The sequence below is a fragment of the Rubritalea sp. genome, assembly GCF_051252225.1.
In the GTDB taxonomy this organism is placed as follows: Bacteria; Verrucomicrobiota; Verrucomicrobiia; order Verrucomicrobiales; family Akkermansiaceae; genus Rubritalea.
The window spans coordinates 14215-38220 of the sequence record NZ_JBPOGE010000022.1 but is presented as its reverse complement, the minus strand read 5'-3'; the positions used below and the strand labels follow the sequence as shown (position 1 = coordinate 38220).

The following is a 24006-nucleotide window of genomic DNA, read 5'->3' as shown; positions in this document are numbered from 1 at the left end:
GGCCTCACACCATCGTCAGAGATATTTGGCGGTATCGAGGGCGGCTACGATACGAACAGTGATAGCGAAATTATAGGCCAAGTAGGCTTCTCAATGAAATTTTAATTTCTGGTCCAGAATCACCTTTATATTTTTTATGAAAACAACATACGCAATAACAATAATGGGGTTAGCTGCTTTCACAGCAGTTGCTCACGCAGGAGAGACTTATTCCTCTAAATCAAGTAATGTGCCTATTATTCGGCCAATAATATACTCGGAACCAACAACTACATGTGATTGTTCATGGTTTGCAGGTGGTTCTGTGGGCTATCTGACTCAATGGGAAGAAGCGATGTATACACTGCATCTTGGGGTAGAAAGAGAAAGCCAAGGCTCTCCTGTTGCACATGCGTTTTTCCTGGATGTGGGTCAAACAGATAAAAGTGAAATGTTTTCAATTAACAGTACAGAGAGAGTTGAAAGTATAGTTGTTGATATTGATGATATTGAAATCATTACAGAAGAAACCACTACTACTGTGACGCGCTATGAATTAGATTATGACATCAAGCCTATCACTCTTAATTATAAATATGAAACAACCTTGAGTGGTCGTTTTGATTGGTATATTGCAGCGGGCGCTGGAGTAGCCTTGGTAAAGGCTGAATTATCATCATCCAGCACGAATGTTTCTTTTGACGATACTTTATTCTACGGGCATGTCTTTACTGGAATTATTTATAACATTAGTCCCTCATGGGAGACGTCTATAGGTTTGCGCTATATTTATATGGACGATTTTGATTTTGATTTTGGATCCGAAGTAAATGTTGCGGATTCTCTAAATAATGACATTTTAATAAATATCGGCGCTCAATATAACTTCTAATTTAATTTTTAAGTTGAAGTTATGATATATTAATTCTTTAGATTGAACCGCATCATTAACTCAAACTAACTTGTGAGCATGTCACCCATACGCGAAAACCTTCGGTTACTTTAAAAGTAATCATATCTGAATTGAAAATAGTAGAGTTTTGAACATCGACAGTGCGGATCACAATCTCCACATATGCAAGGCTTGAAACCCAATTGTCCCTTCAAAAATAGACTCGCCCACGTAAAAATGAATATCACTTGTGCGTGAACTAATGAACACTGTTCGACTAAATATGCTCCCTTTCATCAGTATCACATTATTCTTAATATTTGCGTTACTGCTTACTGGCTGCAACAAACACGAATCCAAGTCCACACAAACAACCAGTGCGACATTCAGCACAAATGAAGCTAAGGTGGATTTCATTCAACGTTACGTGACCTTCCGCAGAGAATACACTAAACTGGAATTTAACATTGATTACCTAGATAACAGTACAGGTTTAGTTCCTGGTCCAAGCGATTGGGATATTCGCATCATAGCAACAGTCCCGGAACACTCTCTATCAGCATGGCACATTGACCTCACTTCTACGCCAGACATTGATACTAGCTGGATGTCATCAGTCCCTAATACACTCACAGAACCTAGCTCTTTCACATGGTATGCAGATGACTCAAAAATCATTGGCATTGATGTAGACAACAGCAGAGTAGCATACCGAAATCACAGTCGCTAAACTTCCTCTGTCGAATAAGACGCTGTACCCAATCCCTTCACCGTCGAGAGTCGAGCCTCTTTCCAAATCCCAACATCAAGCCAAACACAAAGCACGCTGAGAGTTCAGTGATTGGTGTGCTTTAAGTTCTGCTAAAAAATGATACATCATAAATACCTCAAACCTCTATTCGTATTACTGAAAGTAATCTTAATTGGCTCTTTGTCTGCACAAGTTAGTATCCCTTACATTAAGATGAGTCCTCTCCTTGAACTAACTGATGGTCACAAAACCGTAGATAAAGTAGTTTATGCTCCCGTGTATTTGAAATGCAAAGATGCGAAAGCAGATGTATCCAAGATTAAGCTTACACTTTTGGACGAGAAAAACAAAGATTCCGTGAGTCTGATGTTTGAATATCTTAACAATGTGGACATGAAAAATTTTAATCTTAACGACCTCAAGTATCTCGAAGAGGGTTTTTCACTTAAGCTCTGGATCCCAGTTGATCAGATTAAATATAAAGAGTGGAAAGTCACTCATAATCAAGCAAAAGGATCTATTGTCCTCGCATTTTATAAAGTCGTCGCGACAGACGCTTCTCTTGAAGAAGAGCGAGAGAAATATATGAAACTCATACAAAAAAAGTAGCGAACAAGATGCCGTAGCTACCCCCTATCGGCGCCAGCATCGTAAGCTTTTCACTCAACTATAACCACAACACCTTCGTCAACGTTAGCTCTCCCGATTGGGTTAGCTATGCTTGGACGTTAGCTGCATAAGAAAATCATGCGAATATTAGCGATCACTTTACTGTTCTTAAGCTGTAATGCCTTCTCAGGAGAAAGGATTCCAAGCTTACTATCTACTGGTACTTGGGAAATATTCAAAACAAATATGGGGCCCCCAAGTGTAATATCTCTTGGAAAATACACGGCTATTTTCAACAAGGATGGTACTTGGAGTTATTCTGCTAAAATGGCAGGAAAACTCGAAGGTATGGAAATGAAGGGAACTGGAACATGGAAAGTTGATGGGAGTATTCTTGTGTACACTATTGGTGATAACCAAGGTAAGAGCAATATACAAATAAGAAATACAGTACTTACTCTGTCTCCAGATCCTGTATTGCTTTACAATGGTACTGAGCCAATTGAAACGCTTTATAACAATGTGCCGTAGACAGCAGCTAACAAGATTAGATGCACATCAAGCCACTATCCGCCTAGAATCTAAATTTTATGATAATTATAACATCTAACCCGATAACAAAGCTCGCTCTCAGATAGTGGATGAGTGATCTTTTCGTTATCTTTATGAAAATACATTTATTCACAGGTAAATTTTTCACATCCATATTTTTGGTTGTTCTATACTCCTGCCGCGATTCTAACGAAGCCTCCAATGATTTAGTTAAGGAAGGCATTTACCAGACAAGTGGTGAAGCTTCAGCAACGCTGAACGAGTTTAGCTCCAAAGAGCCTGTCCGCACTTATCTTGCTATTCAAAAACGTCTATCAGAAGGCAACATTAAGTTTGCTGCACACCTTACAACAAACCCTTCTCAATTCATCAAAGTTCATGAAGAATTTCGAAGTCGAGTCGGAAAAGATCAATTCTGCGAGATCTATAAATCCAGTGAATATAAATATACATTTAACGCAGCTTATCACGATGGTGATCAATCATTACTTATCGTTGATACGGGGAAGACAAGAGGAGCCGTATTTTTCTACCAAAGAGGTTCAGAATTTCTCCAAATAGAGGCTGGAAGCTCAATTACTGTGAGCCAAGCTTTAAGAGATAAGTTTTATTTGGCAAAAAATCTACCAGGTTCAATTCTGTATGACCGTGATCTTGAAAAGCTAATGAAAGCCAATTAAAGATAACCTAAACGTTAGTCCAAAAAATATGATGGAACAATACCTGCAAGCGCTCCGCAACTCTGCCGAATCGAGTCGGTTCAGTGAACCGATCATCACTGATGATGGGGTCGATTTTAGGACAATTATCGGACGAGAGGAACTGCAGCACTTGGTGGCTTATAAGCTTCCGGATTCCGACACATTCCGATTCGTGACCAAAGACTGGTTGCGGGATACGATTGGAGATGACCGATACACAAAGATTTTGGAGATGTGTGAGTTGCCAGAGGATTCCGTTGAGAAGCTACGAGCCAGCTTCATGAATGGCCCGATCGTTGACGATCAGGGAAGGCGGCTTCTTGAAGAGCATTCCGTCGCTATGCTGCAGGGCTTGAAGATCGAGATTTTCTCAAACGAGCATCCACCTCCTCACTTTCGCGTTTCCTACGGTGGCGATACAAACAACTTCAGGATCGACGACTGCTCTCCAGTGAACGGTAATGCACTGAAGAAGTGGTTCCGTAACATCAAGGCATGGCATCAGAAGGAGCAGCAACTCCTTACGCGAATTTGGAATGATACCAGACCATCTGACTGCACGGTGGGTAAGATCGACACAAATACAACCAAGGACTAACAGATGCTGCACCAAATCCCCTCACCGTCGAGAGTCGAGCCATTTTCACAATTCAAACATTAACCCAAAAACAAAGCGCGCTGAGAGTTCAGTGATTGGTGTGCTTTACGTTCTGCTAAAAATAACACCATCATGAAAAAAATAGTAAGTCTATTCCAACGTAGTTACGACGGAGATCGTAGTGTAAGAAATGAAGTAGTTCCTGGCTCTGAATGGGTCGCCAATGGTCAAGGTGTGGCTACGCGCAAGTGGGACGGCACATGCTGTTTGATTAGCAATGGAGAGTATTTCAAGCGTTATGAAGTTAAGAAGGGTAAAACACCTCCTCCTAATTTTAAGCCAGCAAATGACATAGATAAAAACACAGGAAAACAACAAGGTTGGGTTCCTGTGGGAGAGGGTGCTGAAGACTGCTGGCATAGAGAAGCCTTTAATACCAGTTTGCCTGATGGAACTTATGAGCTAGTCGGACCTAAGATACAGTGCAACCCAGACGACTTTGACACTCATACTCTTGTTCCCCACGGGAAGGAGATTATTCAGGACGCCCCCCGTGATTATGATGGACTGATAGAATACCTGTCAGATAAGAACATTGAAGGTATTGTTTGGCATCATCCAGACGGAAGAATGGTAAAGATCAAGAAGAAGGATTTCCCTAAATCTAAAAGCCAATAAAATGCAGAACAAATCGAAGTAGCCAACCCCAGACGGCGCTTGTTTAGCCAAGTTTAATGATCACTATAACCACAAATCAGTCACTACCATCGCACTCCCGTCAGGGGCGGCTGATATGGCTGATGATTTGTCAAGAGGGTGTTCGGGATTTTTTCTACCATGTTGTTGGTAGAGTTCTTTTGGGGGTGGCAGCGGAGTGGAGCCAGGGAGATTACGGGCGTGGTGTGCGGTTTCCTGGAAGCCTTTGCAGGCCATGAGGGCGCGCACGACGGGTTGCCATTGCTAGTTTGTTAGGAGTTGTTTGAGTTGGTCTTTCCGGTGTAGCGGTAGCCGATGCGAAGGAGGAATGAGCCGAGGCGTTGTTTGGCGAGTTTTCTGAGAACGCGTTCGACGGCTGCGTTGCTACCTCCACATTCTCCATGATACTACGCTTCTTTGCGTGAGCCTGAGAATGTGTGAGCGATGGCGATTGTGTACTTGTGGACGTCTAGTCCGATGTAGTATGTTTTAGTCATGACGTGTTTAGGTATTTATCATGGGTCTTGCCTAGATCAGGAGTTTAAAAAGCTCTAGAACTAAGGTGAGACAATGAAAAACAAGTATCTAAAAGTTGCGAAAATTTCTGAAGCTAAATTCAGAGTCCTCGTGGATTGCTTTTCTGAGGATATTACGGCCACTCAAGCCGCTCGTCTCAGTCGGGTAAATCGCAACACAGCTCAGCGCATTTATACACTTCTTCGTAAAAGAATTATCACTCTGGCGACAGAAGAGAATATGCCTTTTGTTGGAGAGGTTGAAGTAGATGAAAGCTACTTCGGTGCGAGACGAGTAAGAGGAAAACGCGGTCGGGGAGCTTCAGGGAAGACTCCAGTCGTTGGATTATTGAAACGAAATGGAAAAGTTTTTGTCGAAGTCGTCAAAAACTGTAGCCGTAAGGAATTGATGCCTGTCATTAAGGGACTAGTAATGGAAGATAGCACTGTCTATACCGATGGTTGGAGAGCGTATGATAGTCTAGTTCGAGAGGGCTATAAGCACCACAGAGTCCACCATCACCAGAATGAGTTCGCTAGAGGTAAGAATCACGTTAACGGCATTGAAAGCTTTTGGAGCTATGTCAAATTTAGGATGACAAAACTACGAGGAGTGCAGCGAGAAAAGTTCGTCACACACCTCCTAGAAAGTGCCTGGAGATTTAACCACAAAAAGGAGAATATTTACCTTCTATTACTTAAGAATTTAAGAGAAAATCCACTCTGATCTAGGCAAGACCCTTATCATTTACTAGATAAGTCTCACTGGCCTTGTGCCGTTGAGATAGCCCGCGAAAACCCTAGTTCATCTAACAAGTTATGCTGATGCTTGCTGCTAATCATCAGCCATATAATCTCTCCTAAAAACATGATGCCTACCGTAACACGCTTTTTCATTTGGAGAATCATCCGTAATGGTAGATTGACGGAGGCCCGGCGACGCTTTGAGGCTGGAACCTCAAATGCCAAGGCTTGGGATATGACAAAGTCTTCGTGCTGGAGTTTGATTTGTGAGGAAGTTATCGACACTGACCATAATCCTGAAGTGTATGATGCAGTGTACTCAGAGCTTATTCGTCGAAGGTTTAGTGCGAAAGAGATTGATGATATGCGGCGTCTAGCGTGGAGGTCAGCAGGCTGGCTTAACTATGACATGATGTTATGGGATTGGTGTAACCTAGATGAAAAAGACATACGCACAGCTCTTGAGCTCAAGTATGAGAAGCGTCTAATAAGAAAGATAGCTTATGAGCAAGATTTGATCACTGTTAGTGAGCTTCTTGATAGAGATAAGGCGGTCCCCAAAAACTAAATTTGCAGAACAAGACGCTGCACCCAATCCCGTCACCGCCGAGACGAGAACATTAGGCTTAACTGCGAGTAAAACAATTTCACAAGGAGACACCAGATCAGCTGGACTAAAAGAATTAAATTCATCTGGGGCTGACATTTATTCTGTTCTAAGTAGGTTCAAATGGCCAGGTGCTGCAGCAGTAATAGTCAGTGTAATACATATTAAAAAAGGTAAGTATCTAGGGCAGAGAGAACTCAATGGTAAACAAGTAGATAGTATTAATTCATTCCTTCTTAACTCAGGTCAGGAACACAGTGTAATCAGATTACAAGCTAACAAAAAACAATGCCTTTCGTGGTTCAGACCCATATGGAAAAGGATTCATATTCTCACTCCACTGAAAACCATAACATTTTGAGACCGTTTCTTCACGACTTCAGACTTATTTATAAATACTATTGTACTTATCCGCCTCGCCTAGTTCCTCGTAGACCTTATCTGCAGTGTCCTTTGCAGACACCTTTTCAAACACGATCACACTAAACGGCGCGTATGCTGAAGTATCCTCTTTAGAGGGATATTTCTTCTCAAAAACCTTCACCACTTGCCAGTCTTCGCTCCTAGTAAAGGAAGCGTATTTGATTCGATTCTCCTGCTCACAATAAGCAGGGTCCCAGATATAGAGGGTACCCACTGGCATCTTGTACAGTGGAGAAAACTCCAGCGCTTGCTGCTCCTTACTCGCGGCCTGATCGAGTGCTATTTTTACCGCAATGTGCTTTGCTACGATTGGCCGATCGTTAGTGTATTCAGCATGAATCCAGTCGAGTGCCGCGTCCATGTGTGCATGGATCTCCCCCTGCTGAATAGGAGGCGCACAGACTGAATAACCGAACTTTGCCTCACCGCGGTGAATCCCTTGCCAGTCTTGATAGACATTCTGGTGATGGTTCATGTGAAGGCCTTGGAAGACAACCAAAGCCATTGTAACCATCATAAATAGACGCTTTTTCGTGTTAAAGTACTCACTCGCTCTAGCGAAGCCCTCGGCGGCCAACAGCGCCACAAAGGGAGCCATAGGCATCAGGAAATGGTAGTAGCCCCCAGAAGCAAATGCCCCCCGCCAGAACACGATAGAGTGCAGCGCAAAGTAACTCACATAAGTCACTAACAGCAGGCTCCAAGGTGTAGCCTTTTTACGAATCACCCAGAACCCCACAAGAGCCAAAATAGATGTCACATAACCCACTCCAGCTAACATCAGCGGCACGTAGTGGTAGAGTGTACCACTGCCATACATAGTGGTTGGCTCAGATTCGAAATACACGCCAAAGGGAAAGCTCCCATACAAGGTCAGAGCTAATACATTGTAGATCACGATAGGAGCAATGGTACTCAGCCCATAAAGGCTATCGCGCCCCAAGCTCTTCCAAAGGCCCGGTGCCAATTTCTTACTCCTGATAGTTTCCCAGCAATTGCGCAGAAATCCACCAGACTGACAGCTCAACCACACTCCCCATAGAGCTGTAAGTATGATTCCCTCGTGGCGAATCAGCGAGAGGTAACCAAAGCTCAGAGCCGCAAGATGGTACCTTTGCTTCAGCGCTAACCAAATACCCAAAATCCAAAACAGCATGAACGGTGTCTGAGTCAGTACTGGGTAGGAAAGCTCAGGAAACCACGATTGAAAAATCAGCATCAATGGCACTACCCACAGCGCACGCACTTTTAGCTGCCGACCCACGAGTACTGTCAACCACACTGCCACGAATGCCAACGCCAGCGTGTACAGTCGCGTAGCCGTGAAACCTAGTGGAGCGACTAAACAGTGAACAAAGTTCCGCCCAGGTCGCGTCCAATGATTGAAAAGCTGATCATCATTGACCCAAACACTCTTTGAAAAAATATAATGCGTCGCCTCGTCATCTAAGATCCAACTCTCGTTAAAAAAGAGGCGACAGAGAATCCATAACAGACCGAGGAACAAACTGCCCCAGAAAACAGACTTCTCAGCTTTCGAAAAACCTAACAAAGCAACTATGCTTGATGTTCTGAGGACGACTCAGCGTTCTCAATGACCATCACACTCTGGTTCCTGCGCCAAATGCCGTATTTGAAAATGCAATACACCGCACGCACACCATCTTTCCAGCCGATGTGCTTCCCTTCATCGAAAGATCGTGGGTAATAAGAAACAGCTACTTCCATCACGCGCAGTCTACGGCGCGCTATTTTAGCGGTCACTTCGGGTTCGAACCCAAATCGGTTTTCCTCGATCTTGATATTCTGGATCACCTCGCGGCGAAACGCCTTGTAGCAGGTTTCCATGTCAGTCACGTAGAGGTCAGTGACCATGTTAGAGAGTGTCGTGAGGAAGCGGTTCCCCATTGTGTGCCAAAAGCGCAACACTCGGCGTGGGTTATCACGCAAGTAACGCGAACCATAACAGACATCGCAGTCACCATTGATAAGAGGATTCACTACGAGAGGAAATTCATTAGGGTCGTACTCCTGATCCGCATCTTGGACGATGACAAAGGGTAAAGTAGCCCCTTGGAATCCAGTGCGTAAAGCCGCACCTTTTCCTTGGTTCGTCTCATGCCGTAGCAAACGCACCATTGGCTCACTATCCGCAATTGCTTGCACGATGTTTGACGTTCTGTCAGCGGAACAATCATCCACGACAATTACCTCTCCGACTATGGACACGGCGAGTACAGCGTCGATGATCTGAGCGACAGTTTTCTCCTCATTATAAGCGGGGATCACTACTGTCAGTGGTTTTTCTATCGAGCAAGTGGACATATCTAAGGCTTATTAGGCAAATTAACGTGCGAAGACCAAGAACTTTCTCGCTACAAAGTTGACCAATGCCGAACTCACAGCGAAGGCTCCTGCAGCCGCCCAGTTTGCAAAACCAGCGTTCACCATCCAGACCTTACCTATCTCCCCACCGGAGAAGCTAATGATCGAGATCAAAGTAAAGATCCCGATCTCACTCCAGAATCCGTATTTCCCAGAAGTAAATACCAACCAACGATTCGTAAAATACGCAAACAGGTTCGCTGGCACGAAAGCGGAAAAAAGCGCAATCCTAAGATTCCACTGCCGCTGTTCAATTGGTAGATCATCCGACATGAACTCAGGCATGTAGAACTGAAACAACAGGAGCACCATGACCATGACTGTAGTCGAAAGCACTCCACACAGGCCGTACTTAAAAAACTGCGCCCACAAAGGGCCTTCTCTTAACTTCAACTCCTCAAAAGCAATCGTTGGATGAAGCGGGATCTCGCCAAAAACAGGGACGACGATGGATAATTTATGCTTACGCTTCATTTAGGAGCACCGATACTACGCCCGGTATGGATAAAATGATCCACTGAAAAGAAAAAGAGACGTAGTGGCTGACCAACTACGTCTCGAAAAAATATATGGGGGCGCGGGTTATCCACCGATCTCAGTGCTACCCTTGAGTGATGCACCTTCTTCGACACTGAACATTTTAGTTTTGATATCACCAATGATCTTGGAGCTAGATTTAAGCTCACAACGTTCGGACTGAATCGTACCTTCAACATTGCCGTAAAGCTTTACTTCACCAGCTTTAATGTCGCCTTTAATCTGCGCATTCTCACCGATAGTCACTTTGCCCTTCTCAGAAGTGATTTCACCGTCGATCTTACCGTCGATGATCATGTCATTAGAAAACTTGATAGAACCAGTGATTTCGATCCCGCTAGCCAGAACATTTGTTGCGTTTGCCATAATTAGACCGCAGTTTGCATAATTTTACTCAGAGAGCAATATGGATTATTTCGAAAAACACATTTTCTCCCCCTCCTAAAAGCTAATCCCATCCACGACTGCTCACTCTCACCATAGAACCTGGAACAAGCTCATGGAGAGAAAGCTCCCAATGCTAGGTCCACCACCATGCCTGATCTCTAAAAACTTTATAAATCCTCTGGATATATAAGCTCTTACTGCGCTGGGTCTGCTAGTCCACATGAATAATGATCCTGAAGGGATCCTCTCCCCCAGCCCAAGGTAAAGTCGTAGACGGCACCTTGGGTACTAGAACAAAATACATAGGCAACGCTGATGGCGTTGAGGCATAGGGAGGAAAATCAACTCCCCCCTGCCTGATAGACTACAACGCTCCACTAGAATACACAATAATCCCCACAGAGCCTTCGCCATGTGGGGATGAAATTTAAGCCTCCTTGAGGCTCATAAAAAATACTGAGCTCAGTTCATCTCGCACGAAGCCCTCAGCTTTACGCTTCTTCGACCTCTTCTTCGTCATTGAGAGCAAACTCAGCCCAATCTACAGACTCGTTCAGCGCTGGTACTGCGTGCTCGAGAATCGATTCAAAATCTGGCTCCTCAGAAGTGAAACGAAATCCAAACAACGGACCACCGTGCTCAATTACTGGCTCTTCAAGGTTAATGGTAGATGCACGCGCAAAGTACCAGTCGAGAATACCTTCTTTGGTCTCGGCATTCCATTGAGCAATCAGCTCGATTGTAGCCATCGGGTCTTCATCGCCATTCTCGCGTTGAGTCTCGATATCCCCTTCATCACAGTCGATCCCAGCAAGCATTTCGAGCTCAGTCACATCCGGATTCTCACCGAGTAACTCTTCAATATCTGCGTAATCTTGGGATGTCGTCTTTACTGTTTCCATGCCAGCACCATGCCAAGTCCCCACTCCATCACAAGCCCGAATCGATAGAAATTCTGTCACACATCCAGAGCCCACTCACTAACCACAACAACATGCATCATCCACCGCAGCTCCAGCAAAGGCGGAAACATTCAACAGCTGGCCGCCCCTTACTGATCGATAAAGAAGCTTAGATTCTCTAGCTCCATCGCTAGGTCCACACGGGTCACGACCACGTTCTCTGGAACGTGAAGAATCGTAGGGGAAAAATTTAAAATCCCTTGCACTCCGGCCTCGACGAGCGTGTTAGCGACTCCTTGACCGAACTCCGCTGGGACACAGATAATGGCCATGCGAACATGATGCTTCTCGATGAACTCCACCATTACGGAGTCTGGATAAACAGGAACCGGAACTCGCTTCGTATCGATCAATTCAGCATTTTTATCGAAGGCGCCAAGGACCTCAAAACCTTCTTTTAAGAAACCTTCGTAGCGTAGAAGCGCACGACCTAAGTTACCTGCACCCACTAGGATCACAGGCTGGAGAGTCGCTCGACCGAGCACCTCACGGAATGTTTTAAGCAACACCTCAACAGGGTAGCCTAATCCACGGGTTCCAAATTGGCCAAAGTAACCAAGATCTTTACGCAGCTGAGCGGGCTTCACACCTGCCGCTGAAGCCAGAGCGGACGAACTCACTGTCTCGATTCCTTTCTCGCTCAGACGGCGTAAGCATCGACTATAAATCGATATGCGATAAATCGCTTTTCTAGGAATCTCTACTTTATCCACAACACTACTTTCTATGATATGATTGAGATCACCTCAATCCATTAACTCCATTCATGAAGCAGATATTATGCCATTACAGAGAGTCTGTGATTAGATTGGTTATTTCCAGAGCTACATCGAGCGCTGCAGCACCGTGTTGTCCTGTGACAGCTGGTGTTTCACCTTTTGCAGAGCAATTAATGAATGCTGCAAGCTCAAGTTTGAGTGGCTCATCTTTTTCGACTTCCACCTCGCTCTTCTGAATCGTCATTCCCTCTTTCCAATACATTTCACCACTCTGCTCTTGGTAATCGAGCGAAAGGTAACAGTCACCTTGAAACACGCGTAATTTACGCATTTTTTCAGGAGATATACGGCTGGCGGTCACATTGGCAACACAACCATTTTCAAAACGAATCCGAGCATTGGCTATGTCTTCACGGTTAGTCAGCACATTCACACCGACGGCATCGATACTCTGAATCGGGCTCTTTACTAAGTGGAGGATGATCTCGAGATCGTGAATCATCACATCTAACACCACACCAATATCCATGCTTCTATTAGGAAATGGCGAGAGGCGATGGGCTTCAATAAATTTTGGCTCAGTGAGCTTTTCTTCCAGCGAGCGCATCACTGGGTTAAAACGTTCGATATGACCCACCTGGAGAATGCGATCCTTCTGGTGAGAAGTCTCGATCAAGGCGCGTGCGTCATCAAGGCTGTTGGCGATAGGCTTCTCCATCAGCACATCACAGCCAAGTTCCATGAGTTTGCACCCCACTTCACGGTGCACTACTGTAGGCACCGCCACGCTCACAGCCTGGCAAAGCTCAGCTAACTCTTCTAGTGAGGAAACTGCTTTGCCGCCAAATTCAGCAGCAACTGCTTCGGCACGCTCAATATTTTGGTCATAGATAGCAGTCAGTTCCGCATTCTCTAACAAAGAATAACAACGCGCATGATTGCGCCCCATAGAACCTGTACCAGCTACACCCGCCTTAATTTTCATGGCCCAGCTTTTAAGGAATCTCGCATCAGCAAGCAAGACCTTAGCCATCCTAATCCTAAAGACTGCCCTTAAACACTCTCACCATCTAGAGCGAGAATCGTGATTTCATAGCTATTACAGAGCTCTATCACTTCCTCCATTCCTAGAATCAATGTCTTATGCGCTTCGCAGGCGATCACATTCACTCCCGCCTGATGACAGGCTTCGATAGTTAGTGCACCCAGACAGGGCACATCAAATCGGAAATCTTGGTTCGGCTTCGATACTTTTGCCAATGTACAGCTCTTACCTCTCCCTAGTTCACCGCCACGCTTGATACAGTCGTTAGTCCCTTCGAACGCCTCTACTGCGAGCACCGTCCCATGACGCACTACCACACTTTGACCAATATCCAGACGGCTGGTTTCTTTCGCAATACGGAAACCGTACTCAGCATCGTCAATTGCTCTTTGCTTCAGCTTGGGCCCGCACACGTGGCCGGGCTCTGGAAGTAGTTCCTCAAGATGGCTTGTCGCGTCGATTAGCTTGATCCCATCCTTTTCTAACTCCTCGGCAATAGCACCAAAAAGCGTTTCGGCATTGCGCTCTTTAACTCGGGCTAAAAGCATCAAAGTGCGCATGTCTGGACGAAGATCAAACAGATTTCGAGGCGCTATCTGACCGACCATGATAGCTTCAGTGACTCCCTGTTTCTTGAAAAATTTAATCAGCTTCCCGAGTTGGCCCACGCGGAACCAATCCATAGCATCGACAAGATTAGCCAATTCCTCCTTGGTTTCACCATGAAATCCGCCTGCGACTAGTTTCACGCCGTCTACTTTTTTTCTCGCCGCTGCGACGAATGTCTCAGGGTAAATTCCGTTCCCGGCAATGATTCCAATGGTTCTCTCGCTCATCTATATGAGATTGAAGACTAGCCAGCCTCCTCATTCAACCCCCGAGATATGAAAAAGCCCCTAGCGAACAACTGCTAGAGGCTCTAAAGGACTTAAGAATAACACCTGTTAGTCGAATAACGAATACACCATCCCCATTTGGAAACGGAAGATATTATCACTGTTTCGGCCGCTTACAGCTTCTTTAAAGCCATAGAGACCTTCGAGTCCGAGAGACCAGCGATCACCGAGTTGCCAAATCACATTTGCTGCACCGTAATTACTGGTGGCGTAGAAATCGGGACCCATACCTGATGCTGGATCAAGATTCACATGACCGTAGACTAAACTTGAACGGAAGCGATCATTCCAATGGTGTGTCCATGCGCCCATTAAACTCCAATAAGGTAGAGCTTCGAAATTCCCATTAGAACTAAATCCTCCGTCACTATTTAAGAAGCTTGTGTCATTCCCCATACCGCCGACACCCTCGCCATAGACTCCCAAGAACTGAACAGAGTCACTCTCCCCTAGGTTTAGGTTAAACCCGGCATTGAGCCCCCACCCGAAGTCATGAAAGTCTTCACCGGAGGCATCACGTGCACCAATATCTCTGAGAATAGAACTTATCTGGATGTGGCCCCACTTCTCATCCTCCCACCGCGTATTAAATGCAAAGTCGGGAAGACTCGCTAGTTTCTGATCTGCATCTACATAGAAATCCGGTTTCTCAACCCCCACAGTGGCATTCCAGGAATCATTCAACGCATGAGTGAACTGCGCCACTGCTCGACGTGCAAAAATCACAGCGTTCGGCCCCTCGTAATCAACAGTATCTGGCCAGACGTCGCCATTCTCCCAGGCACTAGTTGTATACCCTACTTTCAGCCCGTAGTACTGGCCGTAAATGTGCTGAAGGCGATAACTCATATCTCCAGTGTCACTACCGAAGAAATCGTTCTGGTAGTAAAAACGGAAATTCCCAGCTTCTGAAGGAGCGCGAACGTCCGCGATCAACTGAGTTCCATTAGCATTCATGTTAAACTGGCCACCACCACCAAAATCGGAGTCACCCCGGAGAGGAAACTTGGCAGGAATAAAACGAGAAGGCGCTCCTGTATTGCGGTTGTCATACGTCGCATCGACGCGCGGCTTCGCATTAAGTTTCATCACAATGGGCGTATTAGGAACTGAAAAATACCCATTATAATCAGGGTCCAAGGTGTAATCTAGTGGCCGAGACATCGGAACTTGATGGTCATTGAAAGTGCGACGATAGGTAACCGGAGCTTTCTTTCCTAACAGCTGCGGCGGAAGCGTTGGCTCTTTTTCTAAAGTTGGTGACTCAGATTTAAGTACAGGCTGAGGAGGCAAGCTCGCCACCACTGGTGCAGATTTTTTAGCTTGGGCTAACTCAGCGGTTTGCTGCTTTTGCTTAGATTCTAACTGAGCAATCCGCTGCTGCATCTGCTCCATCATTTTTTGCATTTTTGTCGCAGACTTCCTGAGCTCAGCAATTTCCTGAGCATCGTCAGCCTGCACTACGGTAGGAATGCACAAAGCACTAGCTAGGAGCGCCCACCGCAGACTTGAAGATGAATGAATCATAGAGCTATTAAGTTATTTACCTGATCCAAACACACTCAAGCCAAGCGCATTAACAATGTATTCGATAGCCTTCTGAGCACGCACACTGTTGCCCTGCTCATCCAAAGGTGGGGAAAACCCAACAATAGCCATTTGGTTAGGAACCACAGCGATAATACCGCCACCGACTCCTGTCTTGGCTGGAACACCAGCATTCCACGCCCAGCGTCCGGATCCATCATAAAAGCCATTCATCATCATCACCGATAACACCTTTGGCACATGCTCGGCATCGATTACTTTTTCCTTCGTCACCGGGTTTACCCCATCATTTGCTAAGGTTCCTCCCATGACAGCAAGCTGCTCGGCATTCACTCCCACCGAACATTGCTTGGTGTACACATCCGTCGTCATTAAAGGCTCAGCAAACAGATTGTTAGAGTTATACAGCACAGCCGCAATCCCACGGTTACGGAAATTCGTTTCAGCCTCAGACGTATAAATATCTTCCAACACCTCCAGCTGGCTACCAGCAAACTTCTCATAAATTTTAATGATTTTATCCCAACGTTGCTCTGCTGTATCAGCCTTAATCAAACTCACAGTGGCGATCGCCCCTGCATTAACAAAAGGATTATCTGCTCTTCCGTCCCCTTCTTCAATCGCTTGAATCGAGTTAAATGCTTCACCGGTCGGCTCCACATTCACTTTATCATAAATTACTTCATCTCCAGATTCCTGCATCACGAGCGCCATCGTGAAAACCTTAGAACAAGACTGAATGGAAAAGGGCGTATCCACATCCCCCACCTTGATGACGTCGCCATTCTTAGTCACTATCACAACTCCGAATAACTCGCTAGGAACCTTCGCTAAGGCTGGTATATAATCTGCATTCTTCCCACCTTGGTCATCCTTATATTTTGCATAGGCTTCCTTTGCTACTTTCTCTAACACTTCTACACTAGGCAGCTCCTCAGCATGCACCATGCTACACGCAGCGAAGGCAATTGCTGCGGCGATACTTTTTATCTGAAATTTCATTGTGGATAGTAATTGGTTATTAAGAACTCCCACCATAGGACCTGATGGAATCACCTAACACATTAATTATCCGTTAGATGATGACAAGAACATTCAAGCTTCCTGCCAACCAATTTATTGACCACGCTGTTTCCGAATTAGAACAGTGATGAAAAAGGGTCCACCGACTAAAGCAGTGATGATACCCACGGGTAAATCTGACCCTTTTGTTATGCAACGCGCAAGAGTATCGCATAGAACTAAGAACACCCCGCCGAGAAGCATAGATAGTGAATAAAGGTTCTGATGCTTCACGCCAAATAATGTGCGGCAGAGGTGTGGCACGATGATCCCCACAAATCCAATCGGCCCACAGACGGACACGACGCCTGCTACCATAAGGGAAACAGCAAAGAATAATGAGCGCCGCACTACATGCACAGCCACTCCTCGACTCTTCGCTAAGACATCACCCAGCACTAGATGATCAAGCTCCTTTTTATAGCAAGCAATCACAGCAGCTCCAGTGAGGAAAAAGGGCAAGACCGTCAATACACTATCATAGCTAGCATGCCCTAGACTCCCCATCCCCCAGCGAACCAAACGGTATATACTGGTCGCATCACTAAAGTGCTGTACGAGCATCGTTAGACTAGAAAAGAAGAAACCTAAAATCACACCTCCAAGCAATAACCCAGTCGAGGCAAATCCTCCGACAAACCTTGATAAACCATAGACAATACCAATCGAAAGCATAGCCCCGGCCATAGCCGCAAGCGATATTCCGGACACCCCTAACAAGCTAAAATGCACACCCAGTAGGCTCACCAGAGCCACGGTAAATGCTGAGCCACTGGCCACTCCCAAGGTATAAGGCGTCGCCAAGGCATTGCGAAACATTGCCTGGAAAACTAAGCCGCCAAGAGATAAAGCCGCTCCGCAAATAAAAGCTAAGAGAACACGAGGGAAACGCACCTCCCAGAAAATCAATCGTAACGTACTATCCTCAACAAAGGGATTAATCCATGACTCCCCGACCATAGGAGCTATAATCAATGTCAGGATCGCGAGAACTATGGCACTAATTTGCTTCATGACTCTTCTTATAACGTTCACTCACTACTCTCGCTAATCCGTGACCGAAAAGGCCTTCAGCTAAGTCTTCTTCAACAAATGTCTCAACGCTAACATCGTGTGTAAGCCTGCCATCACTGATACACAGTACTCGCTTAAAATCAGCTAACAGCCAGTCTATATCGTGCGTAACCGCGAGTACGGTGATCGAATCTGGTAATTGCTGAATCACTCTACGGATTTCAAGTCGCTGCCCAGGATCTAGATGCGAAAGGGGTTCATCTAACACTAAAAGTGGCGCTTCTTGAGCAAGAGCAGCCGCAATACAAACACGCTGCCGTTCCCCACCACTCAATGTAGACACAGCACGATGTCTAAATTTCTCAACATCCACCAAGCGCATTGCCTCCGACACGGCATCATCCATCTCTCCGCCACCATGTGCGTATCTTCCCATAGCGACAAACTCTAACACCGTGTAGGGAATTTCAGTCGCTAGGAGTTGCGGTACATACGCCACTAGTTTGGCTAGCTCCCGCTGTGCTTTTCCATGGATCGATTCACCACCGTAAGACACCACACCAGAACTAGTCGGGGATAAGCCCATCAATAAATTTAATAAAGTCGTCTTGCCCGCTCCATTGGGACCGATGACGGCACAATGCTCGCCTCGCTTCAGAGTGAAGCTCGCCCTATCTAGCAAGTTGATCTTACCCACCGAGAAGCTCACATCTGAGCACTCTAGCAATACTTCATTAAAATCAGTCGAGCTCATATTCTCTAACAATAGTTAATATTGACCTCAGAGTTTCAACAAAACGAGGCCCAGGAATAAAATGGACATCATCGCCCAATACATACACTTGCCCATTTTTAACTGCATTGAGCTCTTCTAGTTGCGCCCAGTCATTTAAAATGGCCTCACTTCCAATACTCTCAAAATCACTGGAATTGAAAAGATCGATGATAATGTCGGGATTCATTCTTAGGAGGTGCTCACGGCTTAACTGAGGAAACGCCTCATTCCCTTGATACGCATTTTTCACACCGATCACCTGTAGTAGCTCTTGGTGATAGCCTTTGGCTCCAGCAGCAGTAATCGTGCCTATCCCCCCATTCCCCGCTTCTCGACCAATAGATATTAAGACCTGTAGCTCAGCTTTTTCTGAGCCATTATTCTGAGCCTCTGCTATCGCCTTTTGAATTCCCACACAAACATGCTCGGCCTCATCTTCCCTTCCATAGGCTTCACCTAGAATACGAATTGAATCCTGAATACCATCCAGCGACATATGGTCTACGGTGACAGTAGCCACACCTAGATTTTTTAGCTGATCAGCGAGAGCCACCTGCTCCTTTAATAAAACAACCGATGTTGGCTGAAGTCTCAGCAGCCCCTCCATATCAACATCTAGATACCCCCCAATTTTAGGGATCTTCTCAGCGGATTCTGGATAGCGCATATAGCGTGAAACCCCTACTAACTGCGAATCTAGACCCAGAGTAAATATTACTTCGCCAGAACTCGGAGCCATGCTGATGATCCGCTCATTTAGCCCAGCACCCGTATCAAGCACGTCCCTCTCACTCACCTTGTACTTGAGGAAATAGCTCCCCAAAAAAGCAAGTAATGCAATGGCTATTACACCGACTGACTTCTTCATGTTCATCTAAAAGACTGGATAAGTTCAGAATGTAGCCACTTCACAGTTTCTAACATACTCGGACCGTCTTGGATCATATTATCACCCACCTCCACAGTAGACATCAGCACAGGTAGGTCTTCGTTCCAGCCTCGCTCATTCACTAGCTTCTTTCCATCTACTAAGAACTCAGGCTCGTGGAAAAACACATAGGCATCTGCATCGTCGTGACCTAGCAAGCTACAATCATTCTCAAAATAGCCTTCCGGATGCTCAGCATAAACCAAAGTTCCACCAGCCATCTCTACTATATCTCGAATGTAACTGAGTCCACCCACAGCTCTACGGTGACGGCCTAACCATAGTTCCACATAAACCCGCGGAGGTTTTTCAAAATGATGTAACGACCTTAGAAACTCAGCTTGCTTTCGCAGTTTCTGAGTCAGCTTACGTGCTGCCGCTAGCTCGTTCATCAAGCCGCCTAAGACATGGATATTTTCTAAAATCCCCTCAAAGCTGCTTGGTAGAGAAAAATTATAAATTGGTAAACCCTGTTCCGCTAAGCGCTTACTCAGCCTACGCTGAATTCCTGTAGTGAGCAAAACCAAATCGGGTTTAAGCTCTTTGATCGCATCCAAATCTGCCGTCATATACTGCCCCACCACAGGCAGTTCAGTAGTATCAATATAGCGATGACAGTATTCAGAAACTCCGCACAAGCGTTCATGAAAGCCCATGCAGTCAATCGCCTCAGTGGCAGAAGAAACTAAGGATACAATTCGCTGAGGTTTTTCGGGGAGCTCAAACTTATGCTCAAGGTACTCGTTGTGGATGCTGCGCATATCTCGCTAATCTAATGCCATAGGAACAATAAAGCTGCACGACCGAAATCGTGCAGCAAGCTATGAATAATCAAAGTACCTCACTAGAAAGTGAGAGTCACACCACCGTAAACTCCACGGCCACGGCCTTTGATAGCGTTTGGATCACCGTAGAAAGTATAATCACCTAGAAGGTAATCGTCATCTAACAAATTATCAATGCGAGCGTGTAACTTCACATTCTCATTGAGTTGGTAGTTAGCATAGAGGTTAAGGAGAAAGTAGCTCTCGAGCTCTGACCCCGCCGACTCACGCTCATCCACCCATGTGCATACCAAACCAGCATTGATCGAATCCGTGATCGCTGAATCGAGACCAGCAGATGCGGATTGCTGAGGAATCTCAGTAACTTCGCTATGCTGGTAGTAGGTATAGCTGGTAAAGAGTGTCGAATTAATTTGATCGATCGTAGTGTTCGATGAAAACTCGAGACCATTAGCCTTTGTCTTACCTGACACATTCTGACGTACATAAGGATCCCCTGAAGTGTCAGTATCAATGCTATTCTCTATATCATTTTCAAACCAAGTGAGCGTTACAGTAGTATTATAAATTTCCTGTTCGATACCAATGTCCCAGTTCAATGACTGTTCTGCACCGAGTGATGAATCCACTACCGTCGCAGGAATTCCGTAGGCGGGGTAACCTGGATTTGGTGTGAGCTCAGCAAAACTAGGAGCACGGTAGCCTTTCCCTATATTAGAGCGCAGAGTCGTGGTTGAGGTCGCTTGGTACAGTAGACCTGCACTCCAGACCCATTCGTTGCCGAAGTCATCGTGATCATCCCAACCCAAGCCACCATTAAGTATAACGGAATCCATCACCTGCCATGAATGATTGAGGTAAACCCCATAGGTATCTGCATTGTCCTTGGTCGAAGAAACATAACCAGGCCCTTGGTAGTGGGATTTATACTGCACATTCTCATAGTAGGCTCCAAAGACAGTTTGCTGCTTCTCAGACCACTGATATTCGTTATCCCAGTAAGTGGAAATTCTATCACTGTTGGTGCTGCCAGTACTATCGGCAAACTCACCCGTGGGTGTTGGCGCATAGAATGGAGGTGGATAACCGATTACTTCATGTGCCACGGTATCGTCGTAATCTTCCTTACTGAAACCGAATGTGACACGAGTCTTCCAAGCCTCGTTGATTTGGTTTTCGTAAAAGACGCTACCGAAAAGGTAGTCGTAACTATTCTGTTGGGGCTTGTTCGTTGGAACATCACCGTATTCAGGAGTTTCGTAATCAGAATCGCCTCCTCGTAGGGTAAGACCAACTGACGAGTGGTTATCGATCGCATAATCAAAACGTCCATAATACGAGAATTGATCCGAATCACTGCCATCGATGACGGAATCCGAATCATTCTGAGTTGACTGACCAACAACCCCCACGTTGTAGGAAAAGTCTCCAACTTGACCTTGCGAACTAAGAACACCTAACCAACTTTCGTAAGAACCATACTCAGCCTTCGCAGTGTACGTAGGGTCCCCTTCGCCTTTTGCTGTATTGAATGCGAGTACACCACCGATAGAACCAGCACCATAAAGAGAACTTGAGGCACCTTTAAGGATTTCGATACTCGAGAAACCATAGAGCGACGCGCTTCCGAGGAAGTTATTAATCCCTCCACTACCACTCGGGTCATAAATACGCACACCATCCAAGCGCATTTGAGATCTGTTTGTCTTCGTACCGCGGATGAATAAAGACCCTGGGTAACCTGATTGACCTGCAGTAGAAGTAGCGATGACACCAGGCGTACGGTAGCCAATGGCGTCAACTACTGAGCTATTTCCTTCGTTGATCAATTCAGCTGGATCCAGCACTGCGACAGACGCAGGTACATCCTTGAGTTCTTTTTTAAATTTAGACGCGATCACTGTGGTCGGCTCAAGCTCGTCGACGCTATCAAATGTCAGATCCGGATTCTTTACCTCCTCAGCAAACGCTGAAATTTGACTAGCCACAAATAGGCCAGCCACTACCTTCGTGCTCACAATAGAGCTTCGTGTGTATAATGGTTTCATAATTCTCACCTTGTAATCCGCAAGGGTGCGAAGTTGATATTCATGGCTGGTAACCTGGCTTAACTAACAGTTGTTAGCATTACAGTGGCGGTACCGCTTCGGAATAGCTGCTAGAGCATCACCGAATTCCCCATCTATTTCTTGCCCGTGCTACGGGCTTCCATGAATTGTAGCTAAGTCAATGCTTAGCCGCTGGTCGCTTCTATCCAGAGCGCCTCTATTTGCAACTATAATGTCACTTTCATCCCAAGCACAATAATCACCGTGCTCGCTCTAACTCTACTATAATCGCCTGAGCCTGCTTGATGTGAAGTTGCATGTGAAAGGCAAACATGCAGTTCCACATATGCGCACTAAATGAACCAAATAAAGGATGATCCGTCACAGGACTAGAGCGCAATCTAGTATGCGTTTTCAGAACCCTTAAATGCTTCATCACTGACTCCTGGAGTGCAGCGACTTGAAACACATCAGAATCCTCTGGAGGCATTACATCTCGTTTCACATCAAATCCATTCAACGCTGAATTCTCGACACCCGTCATCAATGAATCAATGCGAGCCGAAATCGTTCTATTCACAATAACAACATGCTCTAACAGTTGATAGAATGACCACCCTCTCATATCCTCATCCACCCCAGCCATGCGAGGGACTAAAACGGACCTCCCCCCTTCTACCTTATCTATCCTTTCCGCTAAAGCTTGATAGACTTCCAGCGATCGGCGCATTTGCTTTACCGCCACTTTACGTGTCGTCAGAGTAAAACGCGCTCGTACTACGAGCTTTATCAGAGGGTTCATAACTCTTCAATCTACCAGAGGTTCTGCTAACCACCAAGATAAGACATTTCTTTCTTCGCAATCGGAGCCATCCCCTCACTACGAAGTTCTGAATAGCGATCATCACGCTTCCCCCAGAGCTGGACCAGACGCTCTCTCAATTCATCCACAGAAAGACCCTCGCGCATTGGAGTTTTGATGTCATAGCCATCGGAGGCGAAAAGACAGGTGTACAGGTGCCCTTGAGCAGATAAGCGAATCCGATTACATTCGCTACAAAATGGCTTACTCACAGAACTGATAAAACCGACCTCAAAACCTTCGATACCTTTCACGTGATAGCGCTTAGCCGTTTCACCGAATTTAGCATCATCCACAGAAACGAGATCGAATTCCTCGCGCAGCATCTCTAAAACTTTATGAGATGGAATCACCTGATCGTGCTTCCAGCCATTACTGTTACCAGTATCCATGTACTCAATGTAACGAATCGGGATCCCGCGCTCAGCAGCGAACCGCGCGAGAGGTAGCAGATCCGCTTCATTCACGCCTTTCTGCACCACCGCATTCACTTTTACGCCGAGACCGGCGGTCAATGCGGCATCGATTCCATCCACCACTTTCTGAGCTTTCGCTCCGACACCATTCATTTTACCGAAAACAGCATCATCCAGCGCATCCAGAGAAACAGTCACCCGGTGTAATCCAGCAGCTTTCAGTTTTTCAGCTTTTCGCGCAAGCAAGGAGGCATTAGTCGTCATAGCTATGTCTTCCACGCCATCGATCGAGGCTAATTTTTGGACTAATACATCAAGGTCTCGACGAAGCAGTGGCTCACCACCAGTAAGACGTACTTTACGCACTCCCATTTCGACAAAAATACGAGTGAGCGCTTCGATTTCCCCAAAACGGAGAATTTCTTCACGCGGTAAAAATTGGTAATCTGCCCCAAAAATCTCAGCCGGCATGCAATAGCGGCACCTGAAGTTACAACGATCCGTCACCGAGATCCGTAGATCGCGAAGTGGTCTTTGTAAGCTGTCTGTGAGATTCATGGTCGGCAAGCT

The 24006-nt window shown here is 45.8% G+C and carries 26 protein-coding genes and 1 riboswitch; of the genes, 9 read left to right on the top strand and 17 right to left on the bottom strand.

What is annotated here, in order from left to right; genetic code table 11:
• The first annotated feature begins 136 nt into the window (after positions 1 to 136).
• The 9 genes from ACSHX2_RS14370 to ACSHX2_RS14330 all read left to right on the top strand — a co-directional run bounded on the left by ACSHX2_RS14370 (position 137) and on the right by ACSHX2_RS14330 (position 6605).
• Complete coding sequence (locus tag ACSHX2_RS14370; RefSeq protein WP_435693648.1) at positions 137 to 871, top strand: outer membrane protein; 735 nt, start codon at positions 137 to 139, stop codon at positions 869 to 871.
• A gap of 283 nt (positions 872 to 1154) precedes the next feature.
• Positions 1155 to 1601, top strand: coding sequence for a hypothetical protein (locus ACSHX2_RS14365; RefSeq protein ID WP_435693647.1), 447 nt, complete (start codon positions 1155 to 1157; stop codon positions 1599 to 1601).
• 234 nt (positions 1602 to 1835) lie between these two features.
• Complete coding sequence (locus tag ACSHX2_RS14360) at positions 1836 to 2231, top strand: hypothetical protein (protein ID WP_435693646.1); 396 nt, start codon at positions 1836 to 1838, stop codon at positions 2229 to 2231.
• Positions 2232 to 2477: 246 nt separating this feature from the next.
• Positions 2478 to 2762, top strand: coding sequence for a hypothetical protein (locus ACSHX2_RS14355; RefSeq protein WP_435693645.1), 285 nt, complete (start codon positions 2478 to 2480; stop codon positions 2760 to 2762).
• Positions 2763 to 2872: 110 nt separating this feature from the next.
• Positions 2873 to 3463, top strand: coding sequence for a hypothetical protein (locus ACSHX2_RS14350; protein WP_435693644.1), 591 nt, complete (start codon positions 2873 to 2875; stop codon positions 3461 to 3463).
• 28 nt (positions 3464 to 3491) lie between these two features.
• Positions 3492 to 4082, top strand: coding sequence for a DUF4160 domain-containing protein (locus ACSHX2_RS14345; protein WP_435693643.1), 591 nt, complete (start codon positions 3492 to 3494; stop codon positions 4080 to 4082).
• Positions 4083 to 4214: 132 nt separating this feature from the next.
• The gene (locus ACSHX2_RS14340; protein WP_435693642.1) at positions 4215 to 4760 is read left to right on the top strand and encodes an RNA ligase 1 family protein; all 546 of its coding nucleotides are present in this window, start codon (positions 4215 to 4217) and stop codon (positions 4758 to 4760) included.
• 588 nt (positions 4761 to 5348) lie between these two features.
• Positions 5349 to 6020 carry an IS1595 family transposase gene (locus tag ACSHX2_RS14335; RefSeq protein WP_435693641.1) on the top strand — a complete coding sequence of 224 codons (672 nt, stop codon included), beginning with the start codon at positions 5349 to 5351 and terminating at the stop codon, positions 6018 to 6020.
• Between the two features lie 141 nt (positions 6021 to 6161).
• Complete coding sequence (locus tag ACSHX2_RS14330) at positions 6162 to 6605, top strand: hypothetical protein (RefSeq protein ID WP_435693640.1); 444 nt, start codon at positions 6162 to 6164, stop codon at positions 6603 to 6605.
• Between the two features lie 424 nt (positions 6606 to 7029).
• Here the strand turns inward: ACSHX2_RS14330 and ACSHX2_RS14325 are convergent, their stop codons facing one another.
• The 17 genes from ACSHX2_RS14325 to moaA all read right to left on the bottom strand — a co-directional run bounded on the left by ACSHX2_RS14325 (position 7030) and on the right by moaA (position 23994).
• Positions 7030 to 8286 carry a hypothetical protein gene (locus ACSHX2_RS14325; protein ID WP_435693639.1) on the bottom strand — a complete coding sequence of 419 codons (1257 nt, stop codon included), beginning with the start codon at positions 8284 to 8286 and terminating at the stop codon, positions 7030 to 7032.
• A gap of 338 nt (positions 8287 to 8624) precedes the next feature.
• Positions 8625 to 9392 (bottom strand): glycosyltransferase family 2 protein, encoded by a 768-nt coding sequence (locus ACSHX2_RS14320; RefSeq protein ID WP_435693638.1) that lies wholly within the window; start codon positions 9390 to 9392, stop codon positions 8625 to 8627.
• Between the two features lie 21 nt (positions 9393 to 9413).
• Entirely contained in the window at positions 9414 to 9926 is a 513-nt protein-coding gene (locus ACSHX2_RS14315; RefSeq protein WP_435693637.1) for a GtrA family protein, read from the bottom strand.
• Positions 9927 to 10034: 108 nt separating this feature from the next.
• Positions 10035 to 10355, bottom strand: a complete 321-nt coding sequence (locus ACSHX2_RS14310) for a bactofilin family protein (protein WP_435693636.1) — start codon at positions 10353 to 10355, stop codon at positions 10035 to 10037.
• A gap of 512 nt (positions 10356 to 10867) precedes the next feature.
• A complete protein-coding gene (locus tag ACSHX2_RS14305) occupies positions 10868 to 11338 on the bottom strand; it encodes a hypothetical protein (protein ID WP_435693635.1) in 471 nt (156 codons plus the stop codon).
• Between the two features lie 89 nt (positions 11339 to 11427).
• On the bottom strand, positions 11428 to 12051 hold the full coding sequence (locus ACSHX2_RS14300; protein ID WP_435693634.1) for a redox-sensing transcriptional repressor Rex: 624 nt from the start codon (positions 12049 to 12051) through the stop codon (positions 11428 to 11430).
• A 73-nt stretch (positions 12052 to 12124) separates the two neighbouring features.
• The gene (locus tag ACSHX2_RS14295) at positions 12125 to 13042 is read right to left on the bottom strand and encodes a Gfo/Idh/MocA family oxidoreductase (protein ID WP_435693633.1); all 918 of its coding nucleotides are present in this window, start codon (positions 13040 to 13042) and stop codon (positions 12125 to 12127) included.
• 68 nt (positions 13043 to 13110) lie between these two features.
• Positions 13111 to 13938, bottom strand: a complete 828-nt coding sequence (locus ACSHX2_RS14290; protein ID WP_435693632.1) for an LpxI family protein — start codon at positions 13936 to 13938, stop codon at positions 13111 to 13113.
• 108 nt (positions 13939 to 14046) lie between these two features.
• Positions 14047 to 15525, bottom strand: coding sequence for a DcaP family trimeric outer membrane transporter (locus tag ACSHX2_RS14285; RefSeq protein ID WP_435693631.1), 1479 nt, complete (start codon positions 15523 to 15525; stop codon positions 14047 to 14049).
• Positions 15526 to 15537: 12 nt separating this feature from the next.
• Positions 15538 to 16548, bottom strand: a complete 1011-nt coding sequence (gene glsA / locus ACSHX2_RS14280) for a glutaminase A (RefSeq protein ID WP_435693630.1) — start codon at positions 16546 to 16548, stop codon at positions 15538 to 15540.
• Between the two features lie 114 nt (positions 16549 to 16662).
• The gene (locus tag ACSHX2_RS14275; protein ID WP_435693629.1) at positions 16663 to 17622 is read right to left on the bottom strand and encodes a FecCD family ABC transporter permease; all 960 of its coding nucleotides are present in this window, start codon (positions 17620 to 17622) and stop codon (positions 16663 to 16665) included.
• A complete protein-coding gene (locus ACSHX2_RS14270; protein ID WP_435693628.1) occupies positions 17609 to 18376 on the bottom strand; it encodes an ABC transporter ATP-binding protein in 768 nt (255 codons plus the stop codon). Before ACSHX2_RS14270 ends, ACSHX2_RS14275 begins: the two co-directional genes overlap by 14 nt.
• The gene (locus ACSHX2_RS14265; protein ID WP_435693627.1) at positions 18363 to 19265 is read right to left on the bottom strand and encodes an ABC transporter substrate-binding protein; all 903 of its coding nucleotides are present in this window, start codon (positions 19263 to 19265) and stop codon (positions 18363 to 18365) included. Before ACSHX2_RS14265 ends, ACSHX2_RS14270 begins: the two co-directional genes overlap by 14 nt.
• Positions 19266 to 19267: 2 nt before the next feature.
• Positions 19268 to 20086, bottom strand: a complete 819-nt coding sequence (locus tag ACSHX2_RS14260; RefSeq protein WP_435693626.1) for an ABC transporter substrate-binding protein — start codon at positions 20084 to 20086, stop codon at positions 19268 to 19270.
• An 83-nt stretch (positions 20087 to 20169) separates the two neighbouring features.
• Positions 20170 to 22158 (bottom strand): TonB-dependent receptor plug domain-containing protein, encoded by a 1989-nt coding sequence (locus ACSHX2_RS14255; RefSeq protein WP_435693625.1) that lies wholly within the window; start codon positions 22156 to 22158, stop codon positions 20170 to 20172.
• A 27-nt stretch (positions 22159 to 22185) separates the two neighbouring features.
• A riboswitch (cobalamin riboswitch) is annotated at positions 22186 to 22338 on the bottom strand.
• 79 nt (positions 22339 to 22417) lie between these two features.
• Positions 22418 to 22960 carry a hypothetical protein gene (locus tag ACSHX2_RS14250; RefSeq protein WP_435693624.1) on the bottom strand — a complete coding sequence of 181 codons (543 nt, stop codon included), beginning with the start codon at positions 22958 to 22960 and terminating at the stop codon, positions 22418 to 22420.
• A 26-nt stretch (positions 22961 to 22986) separates the two neighbouring features.
• Positions 22987 to 23994, bottom strand: a complete 1008-nt coding sequence (moaA, locus tag ACSHX2_RS14245; RefSeq protein WP_435693623.1) for a GTP 3',8-cyclase MoaA — start codon at positions 23992 to 23994, stop codon at positions 22987 to 22989.
• Between the last annotated feature and the right edge of the window lie 12 nt (positions 23995 to 24006).

What these genes read in the sequence shown, in the direction of transcription:
- ACSHX2_RS14370 (WP_435693648.1), top strand. Translation starts at nt 137, where the DNA reads ATGAAAACAACATACGCAATAACAATAATGGGGTTAGCTGCTTTCACA.
- ACSHX2_RS14365 (WP_435693647.1), top strand. Translation starts at nt 1,155, where the DNA reads ATGCTCCCTTTCATCAGTATCACATTATTCTTAATATTTGCGTTACTG.
- ACSHX2_RS14360 (WP_435693646.1), top strand. Translation starts at nt 1,836, where the DNA reads ATGAGTCCTCTCCTTGAACTAACTGATGGTCACAAAACCGTAGATAAA.
- ACSHX2_RS14355 (WP_435693645.1), top strand. Translation starts at nt 2,478, where the DNA reads ATGGGGCCCCCAAGTGTAATATCTCTTGGAAAATACACGGCTATTTTC.
- ACSHX2_RS14350 (WP_435693644.1), top strand. Translation starts at nt 2,873, where the DNA reads ATGAGTGATCTTTTCGTTATCTTTATGAAAATACATTTATTCACAGGT.
- ACSHX2_RS14345 (WP_435693643.1), top strand. Translation starts at nt 3,492, where the DNA reads ATGATGGAACAATACCTGCAAGCGCTCCGCAACTCTGCCGAATCGAGT.
- ACSHX2_RS14340 (WP_435693642.1), top strand. Translation starts at nt 4,215, where the DNA reads ATGAAAAAAATAGTAAGTCTATTCCAACGTAGTTACGACGGAGATCGT.
- ACSHX2_RS14335 (WP_435693641.1), top strand. Translation starts at nt 5,349, where the DNA reads ATGAAAAACAAGTATCTAAAAGTTGCGAAAATTTCTGAAGCTAAATTC.
- ACSHX2_RS14330 (WP_435693640.1), top strand. Translation starts at nt 6,162, where the DNA reads ATGATGCCTACCGTAACACGCTTTTTCATTTGGAGAATCATCCGTAAT.
- ACSHX2_RS14325 (WP_435693639.1), bottom strand. Translation starts at nt 8,286, where the DNA reads ATGCTGATTTTTCAATCGTGGTTTCCTGAGCTTTCCTACCCAGTACTG.
- ACSHX2_RS14320 (WP_435693638.1), bottom strand. Translation starts at nt 9,392, where the DNA reads ATGTCCACTTGCTCGATAGAAAAACCACTGACAGTAGTGATCCCCGCT.
- ACSHX2_RS14315 (WP_435693637.1), bottom strand. Translation starts at nt 9,926, where the DNA reads ATGAAGCGTAAGCATAAATTATCCATCGTCGTCCCTGTTTTTGGCGAG.
- ACSHX2_RS14310 (WP_435693636.1), bottom strand. Translation starts at nt 10,355, where the DNA reads ATGGCAAACGCAACAAATGTTCTGGCTAGCGGGATCGAAATCACTGGT.
- ACSHX2_RS14295 (WP_435693633.1), bottom strand. Translation starts at nt 13,042, where the DNA reads ATGAAAATTAAGGCGGGTGTAGCTGGTACAGGTTCTATGGGGCGCAAT.
- ACSHX2_RS14290 (WP_435693632.1), bottom strand. Translation starts at nt 13,938, where the DNA reads ATGAGCGAGAGAACCATTGGAATCATTGCCGGGAACGGAATTTACCCT.
- ACSHX2_RS14285 (WP_435693631.1), bottom strand. Translation starts at nt 15,525, where the DNA reads ATGATTCATTCATCTTCAAGTCTGCGGTGGGCGCTCCTAGCTAGTGCT.
- glsA (WP_435693630.1), bottom strand. Translation starts at nt 16,548, where the DNA reads ATGAAATTTCAGATAAAAAGTATCGCCGCAGCAATTGCCTTCGCTGCG.
- ACSHX2_RS14275 (WP_435693629.1), bottom strand. Translation starts at nt 17,622, where the DNA reads ATGAAGCAAATTAGTGCCATAGTTCTCGCGATCCTGACATTGATTATA.
- ACSHX2_RS14270 (WP_435693628.1), bottom strand. Translation starts at nt 18,376, where the DNA reads ATGAGCTCGACTGATTTTAATGAAGTATTGCTAGAGTGCTCAGATGTG.
- ACSHX2_RS14265 (WP_435693627.1), bottom strand. Translation starts at nt 19,265, where the DNA reads ATGAAGAAGTCAGTCGGTGTAATAGCCATTGCATTACTTGCTTTTTTG.
- ACSHX2_RS14260 (WP_435693626.1), bottom strand. Translation starts at nt 20,086, where the DNA reads ATGCGCAGCATCCACAACGAGTACCTTGAGCATAAGTTTGAGCTCCCC.
- ACSHX2_RS14255 (WP_435693625.1), bottom strand. Translation starts at nt 22,158, where the DNA reads ATGAAACCATTATACACACGAAGCTCTATTGTGAGCACGAAGGTAGTG.
- ACSHX2_RS14250 (WP_435693624.1), bottom strand. Translation starts at nt 22,960, where the DNA reads ATGAACCCTCTGATAAAGCTCGTAGTACGAGCGCGTTTTACTCTGACG.
- moaA (WP_435693623.1), bottom strand. Translation starts at nt 23,994, where the DNA reads ATGAATCTCACAGACAGCTTACAAAGACCACTTCGCGATCTACGGATC.